Below are 15,109 nucleotides of genomic sequence, written 5' to 3' on the forward strand. Positions count from 1 at the left end.
GGTCAGCGGTGTGGTGACTATGACGCGATCAGTGCCGGTTGCGCCACCTCCTTCGCCGGTGGGGTGGGCTGGTTGAGCAGGGCCATGGAGCCTTCGGAGTGAACCGCCCCGGGTTCAGTGGAGGCTTGGTTCTGCCGGGATGTCCTCGGTGAGGCCGGCGATCGAACGGTAGTAGGTGTCCTCGTACTCCACCGGTGGGATGTCGCCGCAGGCGCCGTGCAACCGGCGGTGGTTGAACCAGTCGACGTACTCCAGGGTGGCCAGCTCGACGTCGTCGAGGCCCTTCCACGGGCCGCGGCGGCGGATGAGCTCGGTCTTGTAGAGCCCGATCAGGGACTCGGCGGCGGCGTTGTCGTAGCTGTCGCCCTTGCTGCCCACCGACCGGAGGGCGCCGGCGGCATCCAGCCGTTCGGTGTAGCGGATGGCGAGGTACTGCCCGGGTTCAACCAGTCGTCGCAACACCGATCCTCTATGCCGCTGAGCGTAGGTGTTCCTCGAGGGCCTCGGCAGGGGTCTTCCAGCCGAGGGTCTTGCGGGGGCGGCCGTTCAGCGCCGCGGCCACGGCGTCGAGGTCGTCACGGGTGTGCCGGCTCAGGTCGGTGCCCTTGGGAAAGTACTGCCGCAGCAGTCCGTTGGTGTTCTCGTTCGTGCCGCGCTGCCACGGGCTGTGCGGATCGCACAAGTAGATCGCAAGACCGCTGTCGATACGCAGCTGCACGTGCTGGGCCAGCTCGGCGCCCTGGTCCCAGGTCAGCGACCGGCGCAACTGCTCGGGCAGGGTCGTGATCGTCGACGCGATCGCCTCCCGGACCGCCTCGGCTCCGTGCCCGGCCAGGGCCGGGCCGTTCTTCGCCCGCTCCCCCTGGCCGTGTCCGTCCATCCGCGGCAAGTGCAGCAGCATCGTGAACCGAGTCGTGCGCTCCACCAGGGTGCCGATCGCCGAGCTGCCCAGCCCGAGGATCAGATCGCCTTCCCAGTGACCGGGCACGGCCCGGTCGGCGATCTCGGCCGGCCGGGCACTGATCATCACCTCCGGAGTGACGAACTTCCTGCCCCGGCCACGAGTGCGCGCCGCCGGCACCCGCAGCGCCCGCCCGGTACGCAGACAAGCGACCAGTTCACGCTTGAGCGCGCCGCGTCCCTGCACGTAAAGGGCCTGGTAGATGGCCTCGTGCGAGATCCGCATCGACTCATCATCCGGGAAGTCCACCGGCAGCCGGTGAGCGATCTGCTCGGGGCTCCACGCCGTCGCCCAGCGCCGATCGGAGCGGCGGGGCTTGTTCCGACCCGTGAACGGCGCGGTGGCCGGGCCGGGCACCAGCGTGCCGTCCGGGCGCCGGACCTGCCCGGCCAGCCGGTCCTGAACGTAGGTGCGCAGCCGGTCGTTCTCGACGAGCTTCGCCGGCTTGAGGCGGCGGGCCATCAGCTCCGCTTTCCACTGCGCGATCCCGGCTCGGTAGTCCAGCCGTCCGCCGCGGGTGGCGGCGTTGCGCCGCAGCTCCCGGGAGACCGTCGACGGCGACCGCCCCAGGCGTCGAGCGATCTCCCGGACTCCCACGTCCTGCGCCCTCAGCAGCGCGATCTCCTCCCGCTCGGCGAACGACAGATACCTGCCCGACGACGGAGCGAGGTCGATCGAGGGCATGCCGCCGCGTTCCCGGAACCACCGTGACCCGACCGAAGCCGAGACGCCGCACGCGACCGCGGCGTCCTCGCTGGTCAGCCCCGCTGCGATCTTGACCCAGAACGCGCGCTCCACATCGCGGAGAACCGGAGGCCGGCCCGGCGACCGCATCGCCGGCCGCCCCGTCAACGTCGTCATCCATCCTGCTTGCCGTCCCATCAACACACCCGTTCGCATCGGGGTGTTGCGACGACCGCTTGAATCCGCCCTGCACGCCGCGGTCGGAGTGGTGCACCAGGCCGGTCACGTCGCGGGCGTCGCGGGCTCGGGTCCACAGGCCCTGCTCGAGGGCATCGAGGGCCAGATCGGTGCGCAGGCTGGTGGAGGCTCGCCAGCCGACGATGCGGCGTGAGTAGATGTCCATGACGAAGGCGACGTAGACGAACCCCGACCACGTGGCGACGTAGGTCAGGTCGGCCACCCACAGCCGGTCCGGTGCCGGGGCGGTGAACGTCCGGTCGACCAGGTCTCCGGGCCGGGCGGCGACGTCGGCGGGCACGGTGGTGCGCTTGACCTTGCCGCGGACCGCGCCGGCCAGCCCGAGTTCGCGCATGAGCCGCTCCACCCGGCAGCGGGCGACCGGGATGCCTTCCCGGTTCAGCGCCCGCCACACCTTGCGGGCGCCGTAGACGCCCAAGTTGGCCGCGTGCACCCGGACGATCTCGGTCTTGAGCTGCTCATCGCCGACGGCCCGCGCCGAGGGGGGTCGGGTCCGGTGCGCGTAGTAGGTGCTCGGAACGATCTTCGCGCCCGCCTCGGTGAGCGCGCGGCAGATCGGCTCGACTCCGAACTCCTGGCGATGCTGGTCGATGTAGTCGATCAGCGCTGAGAGGGCCGGTCGAGCTCGGCCGCGAAGAAAGCCGACGCGCTCTTCAGGATCGCGTTCGCCCGCCGCAGCTCCCGGTTCTCCCGCTCCAGCTCGGCCAGCCGCGCCCGCTCATCGGTGGTCAGGCCCGGCGCGGCGCCGGCGTCGATGCGGGCCTGCTGCACCCAGTTCCGCAGCGAGTCCGGCACGATCCCCAGCTGCTCACCGACCCGCTTACACGCGGCGTTGACACTCAGCTCTTCCGGTCCCTGCACCAGCTCGAGCGCGAAGCGGATCGCCCGCTCACGCAGCTCGTCGGGGTACTTCCTCGGTGCCGCCATGACTCCCATCCTTCGGTGGTTGGAAGCCTCCATCAATCCCGGGGCGGTTCAGTCCGCTCGTGCGGGGCGGCGCCGATCACCGCGGTGAGCTCGGCCTCGATCAACGCCTGGTAGATCGTGGTGGCCGCCGACCGGATCCGGTCATCGATATCGGCGGCCTTCAGTGCCTCGAGCACCTCGAGCAGGGCAGACTGGTCCAGGGCCATCGTGTGCTGTGTCCTTCCGCGAGAACCATTGGCGTGGTCTCGAGTGGGGGCCGTCGGCCCGGTTCCCGGCCCCAGTCGTCATCCGTCGACCCGGAGCGGTCGGATCGCGTGGGAGTCATCACTGCACAGGATCACTGAACCCTGAATGAACGGCTGAACGACAAGGCGAGAGCCGGCGCTCGGGCGCCGACATCTGGTGCCGGGTCTGACTTAAGCCCGAGAGTGTGTGCATTGACCGCCGGCTGTCTCCAAACGAGATGTCGACCTCCTGCTGCGCCTGACAGCTGGAGCCCGGGGGAAGGCGCCAGCGCGCCTCGGGACGCGTGGAGAAGTCCGTGGTCGATCCCCATGCGAGGACCGGTCCTGTGCGCCCTGGCCAACCACCCCGGAGTCAACTGCCACGGGGTTGCCTGGGCTTGCTGTCATCGACCAGGCTGGTGGACAGTCCGCGGAGTCGTTCGCGCACGTCGCCGTTCCCGCCCTGTGCAAGTCCGGCCAGCGACAACGTCGTTGATCGACCGCCGCCGGAGCCGGACGGCTGCGTGCCGGTAATCCGGGCGAACACTCGTTCACGGCGCACCAGCAGGGTGACCAAGAGCCCGAGCAGCATGGTGATCGCGCTGATGAGGACGCCGACCTGCCCCGGATCGTGAGAGACCTGCAAGGCCGCGAACTCCCGGAACCCATCGAACCGGACCACGGTGCCGTCCTCGAACTCCGCGCTCTCCCCGACGCCCAGGTTGGCCTCCCCGATCCGGTTCAGGGCCCCCACGTCGATCTGCCGTTGGTCCAGTGAGAACACCGACTGTGGAGCGCCGCTGTCCAAGCCCAGGTAGCCGCGGTAGCCGATGACGGCGACCTGCGGGTTGAGGGGTCGCGCGTCCACGGACGTCAGGACGCCGCCCTGGACCAGGCCGGTCGGGGCAAAGAAGCCCTCCAGGGCGAAGCCGTCGCCGGAGCCGTCCCGGAGGTCAGGCAACTTCACCACGCCTTCGCTGGCGAACGTCGCGCTGTCCCGGGGAAGGAAAGGCGCCGAGAGCTCCTCGAAGACCTGACCGTCGGGCAGCGTCACGGTGAACAGGGGGGTGAAGCCGTGCCCGGTCACGTACAGGCGGTCGCCATCGGAGCGGAAGGGGTCGTTGACCCCGATCCTCGTCTGCTCTGTGGGTGCTCCCGGTTCGGCCTGAACGCCGATGTCCGCGGTGAACGAGGCCGGCGTGCCGTTGAGCTCGTACGTGGCGCGGAAGTCCTCCAGGTCGAAGCAGAGCGGCGTCAAGGTGTCCGGATCGACCAACGGCCCGGCGACGTACCGGTCGTACTGCTGGAAGGAGTTGCAGAAGCCGTCGCCCTCGGTGACCAGGATGCTGCCCTCGTAGCCCCACAGCTTTCCGCCGGCCAAGGCCACCAGCAGGGCCAGCAGTGAGAGGTGGAAGACGAGGTTGCCGGTCTCCTTGACGCGGCCGCGTTCGGCCGAGATCTCCACGCCCGCGTCGGTGCTGCGCCGGGACACCCGGAACCGCGCCGATCGCAGGTCGGCCTCCACTCGCTCGGCCGCGGCCTCCGCGGGCAGCGACACCTCGTCGGCGCTGTGAACCGGGAGCCGGTGCAGATGCCGTGGCACGGGCGGCGGATCGGCCCGAAGAGCCCGCAGGTGCTCGATGCAGCGCGGCACCAGGCAACCGATCAGTGAGATGAACAGCAGGAGGTAGACCGCCGAGAACCACGGGCTGGAGAAGACCTCGAACATCCCCATCGTATCGAGGACAGGCGCCAGATCCGGGTTCTCCCGGAAGAACCCTGCTACCGCGCTGGGGGTCAGCGACCGCTGCGGGAACAGCGAGCCGGGCACAGCCGCCAGCGCCAGCAGGAACAGCAGCACCACCGCCGTCCGCATGCTCGTCAACCACCGCCAGCGGCGCAGCAGCCACCGTCCGAGCTGGTGCAGCAGCGGGCCTCGGGAGGTCGTGACCGGCGGCCGTACCGGGCGCGTCTGCAGGTCGGTCACGGCATCCTCGCTGCGGCCCGGCTGCGGACAGTCGCCGTCAGACAGGGCCGGGCCCTCTCGCACTTGCTCACGGCGGCTCCTTCACGCGGGCTGCCTGCGCCGGCGCCCGGTCGCTGCTGACCCGGACCAGGCGGCGTGGTCGGCCGGGGCGAGGGTTAGGTCGACACGGTACGGGCCGCCTTAGTAGAAGCCGGGCTCGGGTCGCCGTGCCCGGTCATGAATGCGGGGAGCTACACGGAGCGGCTTGAGTGGGTCCTTTCGCCGTTCGCGGTAGCCGGCCGTGTTTCGAGCCTGGGTCTCTACGCTCCTGGTAGGCGCCCCTGCGAGGATGGACGGCATTGTCAAGCTCGACAGAGGCGCCGCACCGCTCGCTGCGCCCTTGCTGCTGAGCCTCTTGCCGTTTACCACCCGCCAGCGTTATCAACCGCCAGCGCCACCGGCGCCCAGGAAGGACCCCGGTATGACACCCGATGGGCTGTCCGCGCTGTCGGACTCCCTGTTCAGCGCCGCGATCGCCGTCTATTCGGTGGCGCTGGTGGCGTTCAGTGCCGAACTGGCTTTCGGGCGCCGCGACACCCTGCGGGCCGAACGGCGCCCCTCGACCGTCGCCCGCGTCGGCGCCCCCGCTCCCGGCGACGAGGCCCGGTACGCCGAGGACCCGTCGCCGGCGAGGGAGTCCGACGCATCTACCCACCGCTGGGGTCTCGCCGGCCTGGTCCTGACAGGTCTCGGCGCGGTCCTCCACGCCGGTGTGCTCATCACCCGCAGCGCCGCCACCGGTCGGGTGCCCTGGGGCAACATGTATGAGTTCGGGACCGCCTCAGTGCTCGTCGGTGTCGTGGCTTATCTCGTGGTGGCCATGCGCGTCCCCGGGGTTCGTCGCATCGGTGCGTTCGTTCTCGGCCTTGCCGTCTTCGGTCTCGTTCTGATCGGCCTCTACCTCTATGCCGCCGCGGGCCCGCTGATCGCCGCGCTTCGCTCAGACTGGCTGGTGGTGCACGTCTCCGCGGCGATCATGTCCTTCGGGATCTTCATGGTCAGCGGCGTGGCCAGCGCCCTCTACCTCGCCAGAGTTCGTCACGACAAGCGGTTCCCGGCGGACGGGCCGCAATCGACCGGCCTCGCCGTGAAGCTGCCTGCCGCCGCCGTGCTCGACCGCGTCGCGCACCGCACGGCCATCTTCGGCTTTCCCATCTGGACCTTCGCCGTCATCGCCGGAGCGATCTGGGCCGAGAGCGCCTGGGGTCGGTTCTGGGGCTGGGATCCCAAGGAGACGTGGGCCTTCATCTCCTGGGCGCTCTATGCCGCCTACCTCCATGCGCGCAGCACCGCCGGATGGCGCGGTCAGCCCGCCGCCTGGATCAACCTCCTCGCCTTCGCCAGCCTCGTCTTCAACCTCCTCTTCGTGAACCTCGTCTCGACCGGTCTGCACTCCTACGGCGGCGTCGACTGATACGCCGCCGGTCCGGTCGGACCCTCGCCGTCTGATTCCAGATCCCGGTCGTCACAACCGGTGAACCGGATCCGCCCGGCGTGATGGGCTCTGAGCGCCCGTACGGCCCTCGAACCGCCAGCGCGGCCCCGCATTTTTTGCGGCGGGCGCGAAAGGTGTCGGCTGTCGCCCATGGCGCCTTGCAGTCGGTCGTCTGACGGCCTCGAGCGAACGCTCCGTCACACTCGGGCGTCCAGCAGTCCACCCGGCGTCGTGGGCACCGTCCGCGGGGCTGACCCCGGGTGCCCTGAACCTGAAGGCGCAGCGGAGCCGAGCGCATCACCACGTGGGGTCCTGTGACCGTGCTGACGCGCGTGACCACGCCGATGCATGACCGCACCTTGTCCCACTCCCGAGTTTCGTTATCATCGACCAGTGCCGATGATTGAAGGGCCGTCGGAGCCCGCGACCTTGCGGCACCCGCACCGGCGACTGCGCTGTTCCGCGGCTTGAGCGGAGCCCTCTCGGGCGTCGCCGTCGGCTGGCCAGGGCGACGCCCAGGACAAGCCCCGCACTGACAGAGCCACCCCGACTTCCCGCCATGAGGAGAACACCCGATGAGCGACGCCTGCGGCTGCAGCGCCGACGAGACGACCCCCGTCGGCCAGGAAGGCGAGGAGCACGAAGCCGAACGGTTGTGGCAGGTGCGGGAGCTCCAGGCCGCCGCGGTCGCCGGAGTGCTACTGGTCGCCGGGTTGATCGCCGGCGCCACCGACCGCTCGGGCCTGCAGCTCGGCCTCGAGTTCGCCGCCCTGGCGGTCGGCGCCTGGACCTTCGTGCCGTCCACGCTGCGCCGGTTGGCGCAGGGCAAGATCGGCGTCGGCACGCTGATGACCATCGCCGCGGTCGGCGCGGTGCTGCTCGGCGAGGTCGGCGAGGCGGCCATGCTGGCCTTCCTGTACTCCATCAGCGAGGGCCTTGAGGAGTACTCGCTGGCCAAGACCCGGCGCGGACTGCGCGCGCTGCTGTCCCTGGTGCCGGAGCAGGCGACCGTCCTGCGCGGCGGGGTGGAGCAGGTCGTGGCCCCCGCCGAGCTGCGGATCGGCGACGTCATGTTGGTCAAGCCGGGCGAGCGGATCGCCACCGACGGGGTCATCGGCAGCGGGCGCACCGCTCTGGACGTCTCGGCGATCACGGGCGAGTCGGTGCCGGTGGAGGCCGGGCCGGGCGATGAGGTCTTCGCCGGATCGATCAACGGCACCGGCGTGCTGGAGGTGCAGGTCACCACCACCGCCGAGGACAACTCCCTGGCCCGCATCGTGCGCATCGTGGAGGACGAACAGTCTCGCAAGGGCGAGGCCCAGCGGCTGGCCGATCGGATCGCCAAGCCGCTGGTACCGGGCGTCATGATCGCCGCCGCGGTCATCGCCGCGCTCGGCAGCCTGCTCGGGGACCCCAGCGTGTGGATCGAGCGCGCCCTGGTCGTGCTGGTCGCGGCGTCTCCGTGCGCCCTGGCGATCTCCGTGCCCGTCACCGTCGTCGCCGCCGTCGGCGCCGCCAGCCGCCAGGGGGTGCTGGTCAAGGGCGGCGCCGCGCTGGAGGCCCTCGGCCGCATCCGCGGTCTCGCGCTGGACAAGACCGGCACGCTGACCCGCAACCGGCCCGCCGTGGTCGAGGTGGCCGCCGCCCCCGGCGTGACCCGGGAGCAGGTCCTGGACGTCGCCGCGGCGCTGGAGGCCCGCAGCGAGCACCCTCTGGCCCGGGCCATCCTCGCCGCGGTTCCCGCGGTGACGTCGGCCGCCGAGGTGCAGGCGGTGGTGGGGGCCGGGTTGGTCGGCCTGGTGGACGGGCGGCCGGCGCGGCTGGGTCGTCCCGGCTGGATCGAGCCGGGCCCGCTGGCCGGTGACGTGCAGCGGATGCAGCACGCCGGCGCCACCGCGGTGCTGGTCGAGGTCGACGGGCAGCTGTTCGGCGCGGTCGCCGTCCGCGACGAGCTCCGCCCGGAGGCCGCCGAGGTCGTCGCCCGGCTGCGTCGCGACGGCTACACCGTGGCCATGCTCACCGGCGACAACACCGCCACCGCCACCGCCCTGGCCGGCGAGGCCGGCATCGAGCATGTGCATGCCGAGTTGCGCCCGGAGGACAAGTCGCGCCTGGTGGCCGACCTGCGTGCCCAGCGGCGCACCGCGATGGTGGGCGACGGCGTCAACGACGCCCCCGCCTTGGCCACCGCGGACCTGGGCATCGCGATGGGTGCGATGGGCACCGACGTCGCCATCGAGACCGCCGACGTCGCGCTCATGGGAGAGGACCTGCGACACCTGCCGCAGGCCTTCAGCCACGCCCGCCGCGCCCGCCGGATCATGCTGCAGAACGTCGCCCTGTCCCTGGGCATCGTCGTCGGCCTGATGCCGCTGGCCCTGTTCGGCGTCCTCGGCCTCGCGGCGGTCGTCCTCGTCCACGAGATCGCCGAGGTCTTCGTCATCGCCAACGGGGTCCGGGCCGGCCGCACCAAGCCACTGCCCGCGTCGCCGGCCGCGCCGGTGCGGCCGACGCCGGTCGAGATGACCGGCGCACTCCGGTGATCCCGGCCGAGGACGCCGGGCGCCGGCGGGGCGTTGCCCGGCGGCGCCTTGCGCTGGCCGCCGTGGCCGCGGGCGTCGCGGCGGTGGATCTCACTGCGAAGGCATGGGCGCAGAATCGACTGTCGGCGACCGGGGTGGAGCTCGGACCGGTGGATCTGCGGCTGGGCTACAACCCCGGCGTCGCGTTCTCGCTCGGCGCCGAGGCTCCCGCCTGGCTCGTCATCGCCGTCACCGCCGTGATCACCACCGCGGTGGCCGTGTTCGCCTGGCGCACGGCTTCTCAGGGGAGCCGTGGCCAGCTGGCCGCGCTGGCTCTCATCCTCGGTGGTGCGGTGGCCAATCTGGCCGACCGAGCTGCGGACGGTGTGGTCACCGACTATCTGCACACCGGGTGGTGGCCGACGTTCAACCTCGCCGACACGGCGATCGTCACCGGTGGCCTGCTGTTCGCGATCACCACCTGGCGCAGCGACGAGGGCGAGTCGCGGGCTGCCGCCCAACGCGGGGCTGAGGGATCGGCCGTCGAGTAAGGGCCGGCTCCGCCCCACCCACCAGCCCCCGCGCGGCTCGACGCCGACTAGCGAATAAGCCGCGCCCGAAAGACGACGGATCCGAGGCCGGTCGCGCAGCCCTTCCCGAGGAGTTCAGGGCATGACTACCACGGCCGAGGACCTAGTCTAGAGGAGCTCCTTCACCGTCCTCGCGGGGCTCAGCGGACAGTCGGCTACGTGACCACGAGCATGAACCCGACCACTGCGATGTAGACCACAACGGCCACCCCGAAGACCAGTACGTCCCGAAAGAGCAGGGCGTACTGATCACCCTGCTTGTGGCGCCGGCTGAGGACGGCGAACAGGATGGGCATGAGTGCGACGAAGCCCATGACGACGAGGACGATCGGATAGTCGTCCACGGACACGCCGACGATCGCGAGCGGGAGTACAGCGAGCGTGAAGGTCATGGCGTGGTCGGCGAACACGCTGGTGACTCCGCTGGTCACCTGACCGCTGCGGACCACCGACCAGGTGGTGAACACCTGCGGCAGCGCGGTCATGAACGCCGTGATGAACAGGCCGCTGACCAGGGGCTGCAGCCCGAGGGCGGACCCGATCTGCCGGGTTCCAGTCACCAGGATGTAGGAGCCCACCGCCAGGACGGCAACTCCGGCGACCGCGCGCAGCGTTTGCTTCGTCGACCAAGAGACCTCGCCACGCTGACCGCCACGCCCGCGTAGCAGCGCCTGGGTGAGGAAGGCGACGTACACCAAAACCGCGATCACGCCATCGATGAGCTGCAGGCCTCGCCACGGAGCGGGCAGGATCAGCAGCGCGAACACAGCCACGGTGGCCAGGTAGGGCAGGGCGTCGACGAGCACCGAGTCCTTCTCCACCGTCAGGCCGCCCGACTGCGCATTCTTGTCCTGATCGCGGCGGTTCTTTCGGCAGGCAGCGAACGCGACAGCCACGGTGATCGGAATCGAGACAACCGTCGAACCGAGCATGCTGCCCAAGCCGATCGAGGCGGCTCCGGTCACGGCGCTCACGGTGTTGATCCCGACATCGGGGCTGGCGCTGCCCAGGGCGACGAGCGGCCCGCCGGCCGCGCCGGTGAAGCCGTATCGACGGCGCACGGCCTTGAGTGGCGCAGCGAGCTGCTCGGCGCCCCATCGCGTGACGAATGCCGCGATGACCAACGCGGGCACCCATAGCCAGACCATGTCGTCTCCGTTCGCCGTCCCGCCAAGGGCAGACCATCAACTACTGCAAGAGCGTCACGCTCGGCGCACCCCGGGGCGAGCTCGCGTATCGGCCGGTGCCCCGCGCCGACCTCCAGTCGTCGTGGCTGGTGACCGACGGATGGCGGCGGGCTGTTCCCGCGTTGCGACCCGGGCATCGGTGCTCAGCGCCTGGGGGCTGGTGATGGGGCTCGTGGCTGACGGCCTGCGGAACGTTGTCGACCCGCCGCTGCGCACGCGGGTCCCTCGCTCGACGCCAGTCTGACTTCGCAGCCTTCACCAGCCGCTCGAACAGGTGCCGGCCGTCCGCGGTGCGACCCAGGTCCAACTCGGGCAGGTCGATGACTGCAACACTGTCAGCCACGCCGGATGGGCAGCAGCGAGCACACCCGGTCGCCGTCGTTGCCGGTGACCAACCCCGGCCGAGGTCCAGCGACTACGTTTGCGATGGTTCCCGAACGCACCGGGAGCCGGCCTCGCGGCGACTGCTCGATCCAGCGGTGGCGCTCAACCCTCACCAACCGCAGAGGTGCCGAACATCAGGGTGCGCCGGCCGATGTCGTATTGCACGTGCTTGCTCGACGACAGCAGGTCCTGCAGAACGTCAGCGTCATCGGCGTCCACGGTGAGGACCTCCTCCCAGGCGCCCTGGTCGAGCACCAGCTGCAGCGTGAACACGCCCTCCTCGCCCGGCTCCTGCGCGACCCAGGAGAACTGGTAGTGGTTGACCTGACGGACCCGGATGCTGTCGTCGGTCACCGGCTGCCGCACCGACGGCGGCTGCGGGACCTGGCCATGCTGCCCGCTCTCCTGCTGCGGGGACTGGCCCTGTTGCTCGGACGGCGGCTGTAGCGACTCGCTCATCGGTTCTCCTCGGTTCTACAGATCGAAGTTCCGGACGGTGCTACTAAAGCCTGTAGGCGTGAGGGCGGTGGGACAAACCCTGCCGTAGGATTCCGTCTCCGACTCCTCGCGAGTCGGACGAGGATGCGGCTCCCGTGGCTCGGCGCGGCCGCAACTCTCACCGCGCGTGGGGTCGTACACCTGCCGGACGACGCCGCTGAACGGCAGGATCAGATGGCGCCGCCGAGGGAGATGGGTGGAATCCCGCCGCGCAAGGTTCAGCAAGTGTCCGCCCGCCAGGAGGACAACCGTCCACGATGGCTGATAGACCGAGCGGGATGTCGCGTTTGAGCCCTGCCCCTGCTTGAAGCCTGGGCGGTCACGGCGGTGGACAGGGCAATGGGGGCGCCGGAACTCCAGGTCAGCGGTCGGGGTCTTGGTGATGATGCGCTGGGGTACGTCCAGGTGGTCGGCGAGCGCCCGTACCCGGCGTTTGGTAAGCCCGGCAAGCAGATCGGCGTCGACGGAAGTACGCCATCTGGCTCGCCCTTCGGGAGAGGAACCTCTGGTCGTGACTGACGACATCCCGCGGCTCGACGCGTTCGACAGCAGCGCGGCCCTCCTCCGGGAGGGGTACGCGTTCGGGGGGCGCCGGTTCGCCCGCTGCTCGTCGGACGCTTTCGAGACCAGGCTGATGCTCCGGAAGGCCGTCGTCGCCTTCGGGGAGGAGGCGGCGCGGTGGCTGTACGAGCCGGACCGGATGACCCGGCGCCGGGCGCTCCCCGTCACGACGCTGACCCTCCTGCAGGACTTCGGCAGCGTCGAATTGCTGGACGAGGAGGCGCACCCGCATCGCAAGCAGATGTTCATGTCCCTCATGACACCCGGCTCGCTCGAGGAGATCGGCGACCTTCTCGAGCGGGAATGGCGGCGTGCGCTGCCGGCCTGGGGGGCCGCCGGCGAGGTCGGCCTCTTCGACGCCGTCCGTGAATTGCTGTGCCGTGCGGTGTGCGCGTGGGCCGGCGTGCCGCTGGCCGAGGAGGAGGTGGCTGCCCGGACCCGCGAGTTCGCCGCGATGGTGGAGGGCGCCGGATCGGTCGGTCCGCGCAATCTTCGCGGACAGGTGCTCCGCCACCGCGCCGAACGCTGGGTCCGCGACGTCGTCGAACGGGTACGCAGCGGCGACCTCGAGGTCGAAGACGGCCGAGCGGCGCACGTGGTGGCCTGGCACCGCGATGCGGAAGGACACCTCCTCGACGCCGACGTGGCCGCGGTGGAGCTGATCAACGTGCTCCGGCCCACCGTCGCCGTCGCCAGGTATGTCGCCTTCGTCGCCGTGGCACTGCACCAGTACCCGGAGTGCCGAGCCAGGGTCAGCGGCGAGGAGGAGTACCGCCGCTGGTTCGTGCAGGAGGTACGCCGCTACTACCCGTTCTTCCCGATGGTGGGCGGCCGCGTGCGCGAGGAGTTCGACTGGCGGGGCCGGCACTTTCCCGTCGGCTCCTGGTTCCTGCTCGACATCTACGCGACCAACCACGACCCCCGGATCTGGGACGAGCCGGCCGCCTTCCGGCCCGAGCGCTTCGCGGGGTGGGGCGGCGATCCCTACCGCTTCGTGCCACAGGGCGGGGGTGACCACGACACGGCGCACCGCTGCGCGGGTGAGTGGCTCACCATCTCGGTGATGGAGCGCGCCGCCCGGCTGCTGACGACGGCCATGACCTACGACGTCCCCCTGCAGGACCTCAGCATCGACCTGTCCAGGATGCCGGCAGCGCCCAGCAGCGGTGTGCGCCTCACGAAGGTCCAGCCGGCATGACGGCTCGACCGCAGGTCCGGATCGCGCTGGGCGTCATGAGCGGCGCATCGCTCACGCCTACGAGGCCGGTGCCACGGCTGCGCTGGTGACGGCGCTGCAACGGCTGAACGAACGTGATCAGCGTGCCCGGAGATCCCCGGGGTACAGCTCAACGCCATCGGGACGACGTCGGCCGGCGCCGTGGTCGGCCTGCTGGGGCGCGGTGGCTGCTCGCTGGCTTCTATCCGGTGGCCGTGCTCGACGAGGCATGGGTACGGAAGGCGAGCCTGTCGCGGCAGGCCCGGGGATGGCGCGACTCGCCCTGTTCATGACCTGGGCACCCATACAAGGCGTCGGCTCTGCCGCGATCCACACATAACGCGCGATGGGTGCGGCTGGCCGAGGACATCAGCAGGCGGGGCTATGGACGGGGCTGGTCACTGCAGGAGCCACCGCTAGAGGTCCGGGGACGGCGGTGGGAACTCCGACGACGTCGTCGTCTCCTCGCCGAACGCCCGATGGATGAGAGGCGCGTCTCCGGTCCAGCTCTCGTCCCGAGGTCTCTCCGAGCACGCCGTACACCGCGGCTGGCATGTGAACCCGGTCGGGCCAGGCCCGGGGCGGCGTGCTGGCGGACGGCACTGTCATTAGCCGCGCTCGGTGCGGGCGGCGGAGCCGTGGGTGGGGCAGAGGTCGACGGCGTCGCCGGTCTCGGCGAGTAGCCGCTCCGCGGCGGCCAGCAGCTCCATCAGGCGCGGCTCGGCCGCGAGAGAGAACATCGACGCGCGGCCCTGGGGTCGGGAGGTGACCAGTCCACAGTCGCGCAGGCAGGCCAGATGCGCGGAGACGGTGGACTGGGCCAAGCCCAGGTGCGTCGTCAGGTCCACGACCCGGTGTTCGCCGACGGCGAGATGTCGCAGGATCGCCAGCCGGGTCGGGTCGGACAAGCTGTGGAACAGCGACGCCGCCGGGGACAGCGCCTGCGCCTCGTTGACCGTCGGCGGCGACGCGTCAACACTAATGCGCGCTTTCATCGTCACAGGGCGATGATATGTGCCGTCCGGCGCCGGTGGCAACCGAGTCGCCAACGGCTGACCCGGCGGAGGCAGTTGGGGGATCGGTTCACCGCAGCGGTTCGATCAGCCGGTACTTGCCGCCGGGGGAGGGTCGCGGTGGCTCGTCATCGAGCACGACGGCGACATGCAGGCCGTGGCCGCGCAGCAGCGTGGTCATCTCCGCCGACAGGGTCCGCCACACCGCGGTGCGGTCGGCTTCCGGCGTCGACCGGAGCCCGACGCCGACCGCGGCCGGCGCCGTCTGGCGGATTTGGGCAAGCTCGATGCCAGGCACCCGGTCGAGGAGGGCGGGGAGGGTGAGCGGGGTGATAGCGACCGGGGTTCCGTGGGCGGCCGGAAAGATGAGCGCGTCGGCGGTGCGGCCGTGCACCTGAACCGCCGGCAGGGGACTGCCGCAGGGGTAGGGGTGGGTGCGGACGAGCACGCTGTCGCCTAGGTCGTAGCGCAGGATCGGCTACACCCGGTTTGCCAGGTTGGTCAGCAGCACGGTGTGGGACTGTTGAAGCGCCCCAGGTTCTGTGCCGCCTCCTTGTGAGTCACGGAGGATGGCGTCATGCCGAAGAAGATCGATCCGGCGCTGAGGGAGCGTGCGGTGCGGC

At 70.6% G+C, this 15,109-nt stretch carries 13 protein-coding genes, 3 pseudogenes and 1 other annotated feature; of the genes and pseudogenes, 5 read left to right on the top strand and 11 right to left on the bottom strand.

The window, feature by feature from the left end; translation table 11 throughout:
- Positions 1 to 114: 114 nt before the first annotated feature.
- Together E9549_RS20955 and E9549_RS20960 are read right to left on the bottom strand one after the other, a co-directional pair.
- Positions 115 to 435 (bottom strand): annotated as a pseudogene (locus E9549_RS20955) (integrase core domain-containing protein); the annotation flags it as partial.
- A gap of 34 nt (positions 436 to 469) precedes the next feature.
- Entirely contained in the window at positions 470 to 1,822 is a 1,353-nt protein-coding gene (locus E9549_RS20960; protein WP_236828539.1) for an IS30 family transposase, read from the bottom strand.
- Here E9549_RS20960 and E9549_RS20965 point away from each other — a divergent pair.
- Positions 1,737 to 2,036: a hypothetical protein gene (locus tag E9549_RS20965; protein WP_236828540.1), complete on the top strand. Its 300-nt coding sequence runs from the start codon at positions 1,737 to 1,739 to the stop codon at positions 2,034 to 2,036. The two genes, E9549_RS20960 and E9549_RS20965, sit on opposite strands and share 86 nt — an antisense overlap.
- Here E9549_RS20965 and E9549_RS24570 read toward each other — a convergent pair.
- The 4 genes and pseudogenes from E9549_RS24570 to E9549_RS20980 form a co-directional block, all read right to left on the bottom strand.
- A pseudogene (locus E9549_RS24570) lies at positions 1,953 to 2,507 on the bottom strand (IS3 family transposase); the annotation flags it as partial. The gene E9549_RS20965 and the pseudogene E9549_RS24570 sit on opposite strands and share 84 nt — an antisense overlap.
- Positions 2,418 to 2,546: a sequence feature (AL1L pseudoknot), on the bottom strand. Its footprint overlaps the pseudogene before it by 90 nt.
- The gene (locus tag E9549_RS20970; protein WP_236828528.1) at positions 2,504 to 2,830 is read right to left on the bottom strand and encodes a transposase; all 327 of its coding nucleotides are present in this window, start codon (positions 2,828 to 2,830) and stop codon (positions 2,504 to 2,506) included. (Overlaps the previous feature by 43 nt.) The pseudogene E9549_RS24570 and the gene E9549_RS20970, both read right to left, overlap by 4 nt.
- 50 nt (positions 2,831 to 2,880) lie before the next feature.
- A pseudogene (locus tag E9549_RS20975) lies at positions 2,881 to 3,036 on the bottom strand (transposase); the annotation flags it as partial.
- Between the two features lie 391 nt (positions 3,037 to 3,427).
- On the bottom strand, positions 3,428 to 5,041 hold the full coding sequence (locus tag E9549_RS20980) for a cytochrome c biogenesis protein ResB (RefSeq protein WP_236828529.1): 1,614 nt from the start codon (positions 5,039 to 5,041) through the stop codon (positions 3,428 to 3,430).
- A 328-nt stretch (positions 5,042 to 5,369) separates the two neighbouring features.
- Between E9549_RS20980 and ccsB the strand changes: the two genes are divergently transcribed.
- From ccsB to E9549_RS20995, 3 genes are all read left to right on the top strand, one after another.
- Positions 5,370 to 6,494 carry a c-type cytochrome biogenesis protein CcsB gene (gene ccsB / locus E9549_RS20985; protein WP_236828530.1) on the top strand — a complete coding sequence of 375 codons (1,125 nt, stop codon included), beginning with the start codon at positions 5,370 to 5,372 and terminating at the stop codon, positions 6,492 to 6,494.
- Positions 6,495 to 7,090: 596 nt separating this feature from the next.
- Positions 7,091 to 9,058: a cation-translocating P-type ATPase gene (locus tag E9549_RS20990; protein ID WP_236828531.1), complete on the top strand. Its 1,968-nt coding sequence runs from the start codon at positions 7,091 to 7,093 to the stop codon at positions 9,056 to 9,058.
- On the top strand, positions 9,055 to 9,588 hold the full coding sequence (locus tag E9549_RS20995) for a signal peptidase II (RefSeq protein ID WP_236828532.1): 534 nt from the start codon (positions 9,055 to 9,057) through the stop codon (positions 9,586 to 9,588). The genes E9549_RS20990 and E9549_RS20995 overlap by 4 nt, the downstream gene beginning before the upstream one ends.
- A 194-nt stretch (positions 9,589 to 9,782) precedes the next feature.
- On the opposite strand, the gene E9549_RS21000 is transcribed toward E9549_RS20995, so the two are convergent.
- From E9549_RS21000 to E9549_RS21010, 3 genes are all read right to left on the bottom strand, one after another.
- Positions 9,783 to 10,775, bottom strand: a complete 993-nt coding sequence (locus tag E9549_RS21000; RefSeq protein WP_236828533.1) for a sodium:calcium antiporter — start codon at positions 10,773 to 10,775, stop codon at positions 9,783 to 9,785.
- Between the two features lie 525 nt (positions 10,776 to 11,300).
- Positions 11,301 to 11,657 (bottom strand): hypothetical protein, encoded by a 357-nt coding sequence (locus tag E9549_RS21005; RefSeq protein WP_236828534.1) that lies wholly within the window; start codon positions 11,655 to 11,657, stop codon positions 11,301 to 11,303.
- 15 nt (positions 11,658 to 11,672) lie between these two features.
- The gene (locus E9549_RS21010; RefSeq protein ID WP_236828535.1) at positions 11,673 to 12,221 is read right to left on the bottom strand and encodes a hypothetical protein; all 549 of its coding nucleotides are present in this window, start codon (positions 12,219 to 12,221) and stop codon (positions 11,673 to 11,675) included.
- Between E9549_RS21010 and E9549_RS24355 the strand changes: the two genes are divergently transcribed.
- The gene (locus tag E9549_RS24355; RefSeq protein WP_236828536.1) at positions 12,208 to 13,455 is read left to right on the top strand and encodes a cytochrome P450; all 1,248 of its coding nucleotides are present in this window, start codon (positions 12,208 to 12,210) and stop codon (positions 13,453 to 13,455) included. The two genes, E9549_RS21010 and E9549_RS24355, sit on opposite strands and share 14 nt — an antisense overlap.
- Before the next feature lie 626 nt (positions 13,456 to 14,081).
- On the opposite strand, the gene E9549_RS21020 is transcribed toward E9549_RS24355, so the two are convergent.
- Positions 14,082 to 14,468, bottom strand: a complete 387-nt coding sequence (locus E9549_RS21020; protein ID WP_255716264.1) for a metalloregulator ArsR/SmtB family transcription factor — start codon at positions 14,466 to 14,468, stop codon at positions 14,082 to 14,084.
- Positions 14,469 to 14,556: 88 nt separating this feature from the next.
- Positions 14,557 to 14,934: a hypothetical protein gene (locus E9549_RS21025; RefSeq protein WP_236828538.1), complete on the bottom strand. Its 378-nt coding sequence runs from the start codon at positions 14,932 to 14,934 to the stop codon at positions 14,557 to 14,559.
- Positions 14,935 to 15,109 lie beyond the last annotated feature (175 nt).

Origin of the sequence: Blastococcus sp. MG754426, from assembly GCF_021699055.1 — a bacterium.
In the GTDB taxonomy this organism is placed as follows: domain Bacteria; phylum Actinomycetota; class Actinomycetes; order Mycobacteriales; family Geodermatophilaceae; genus Blastococcus.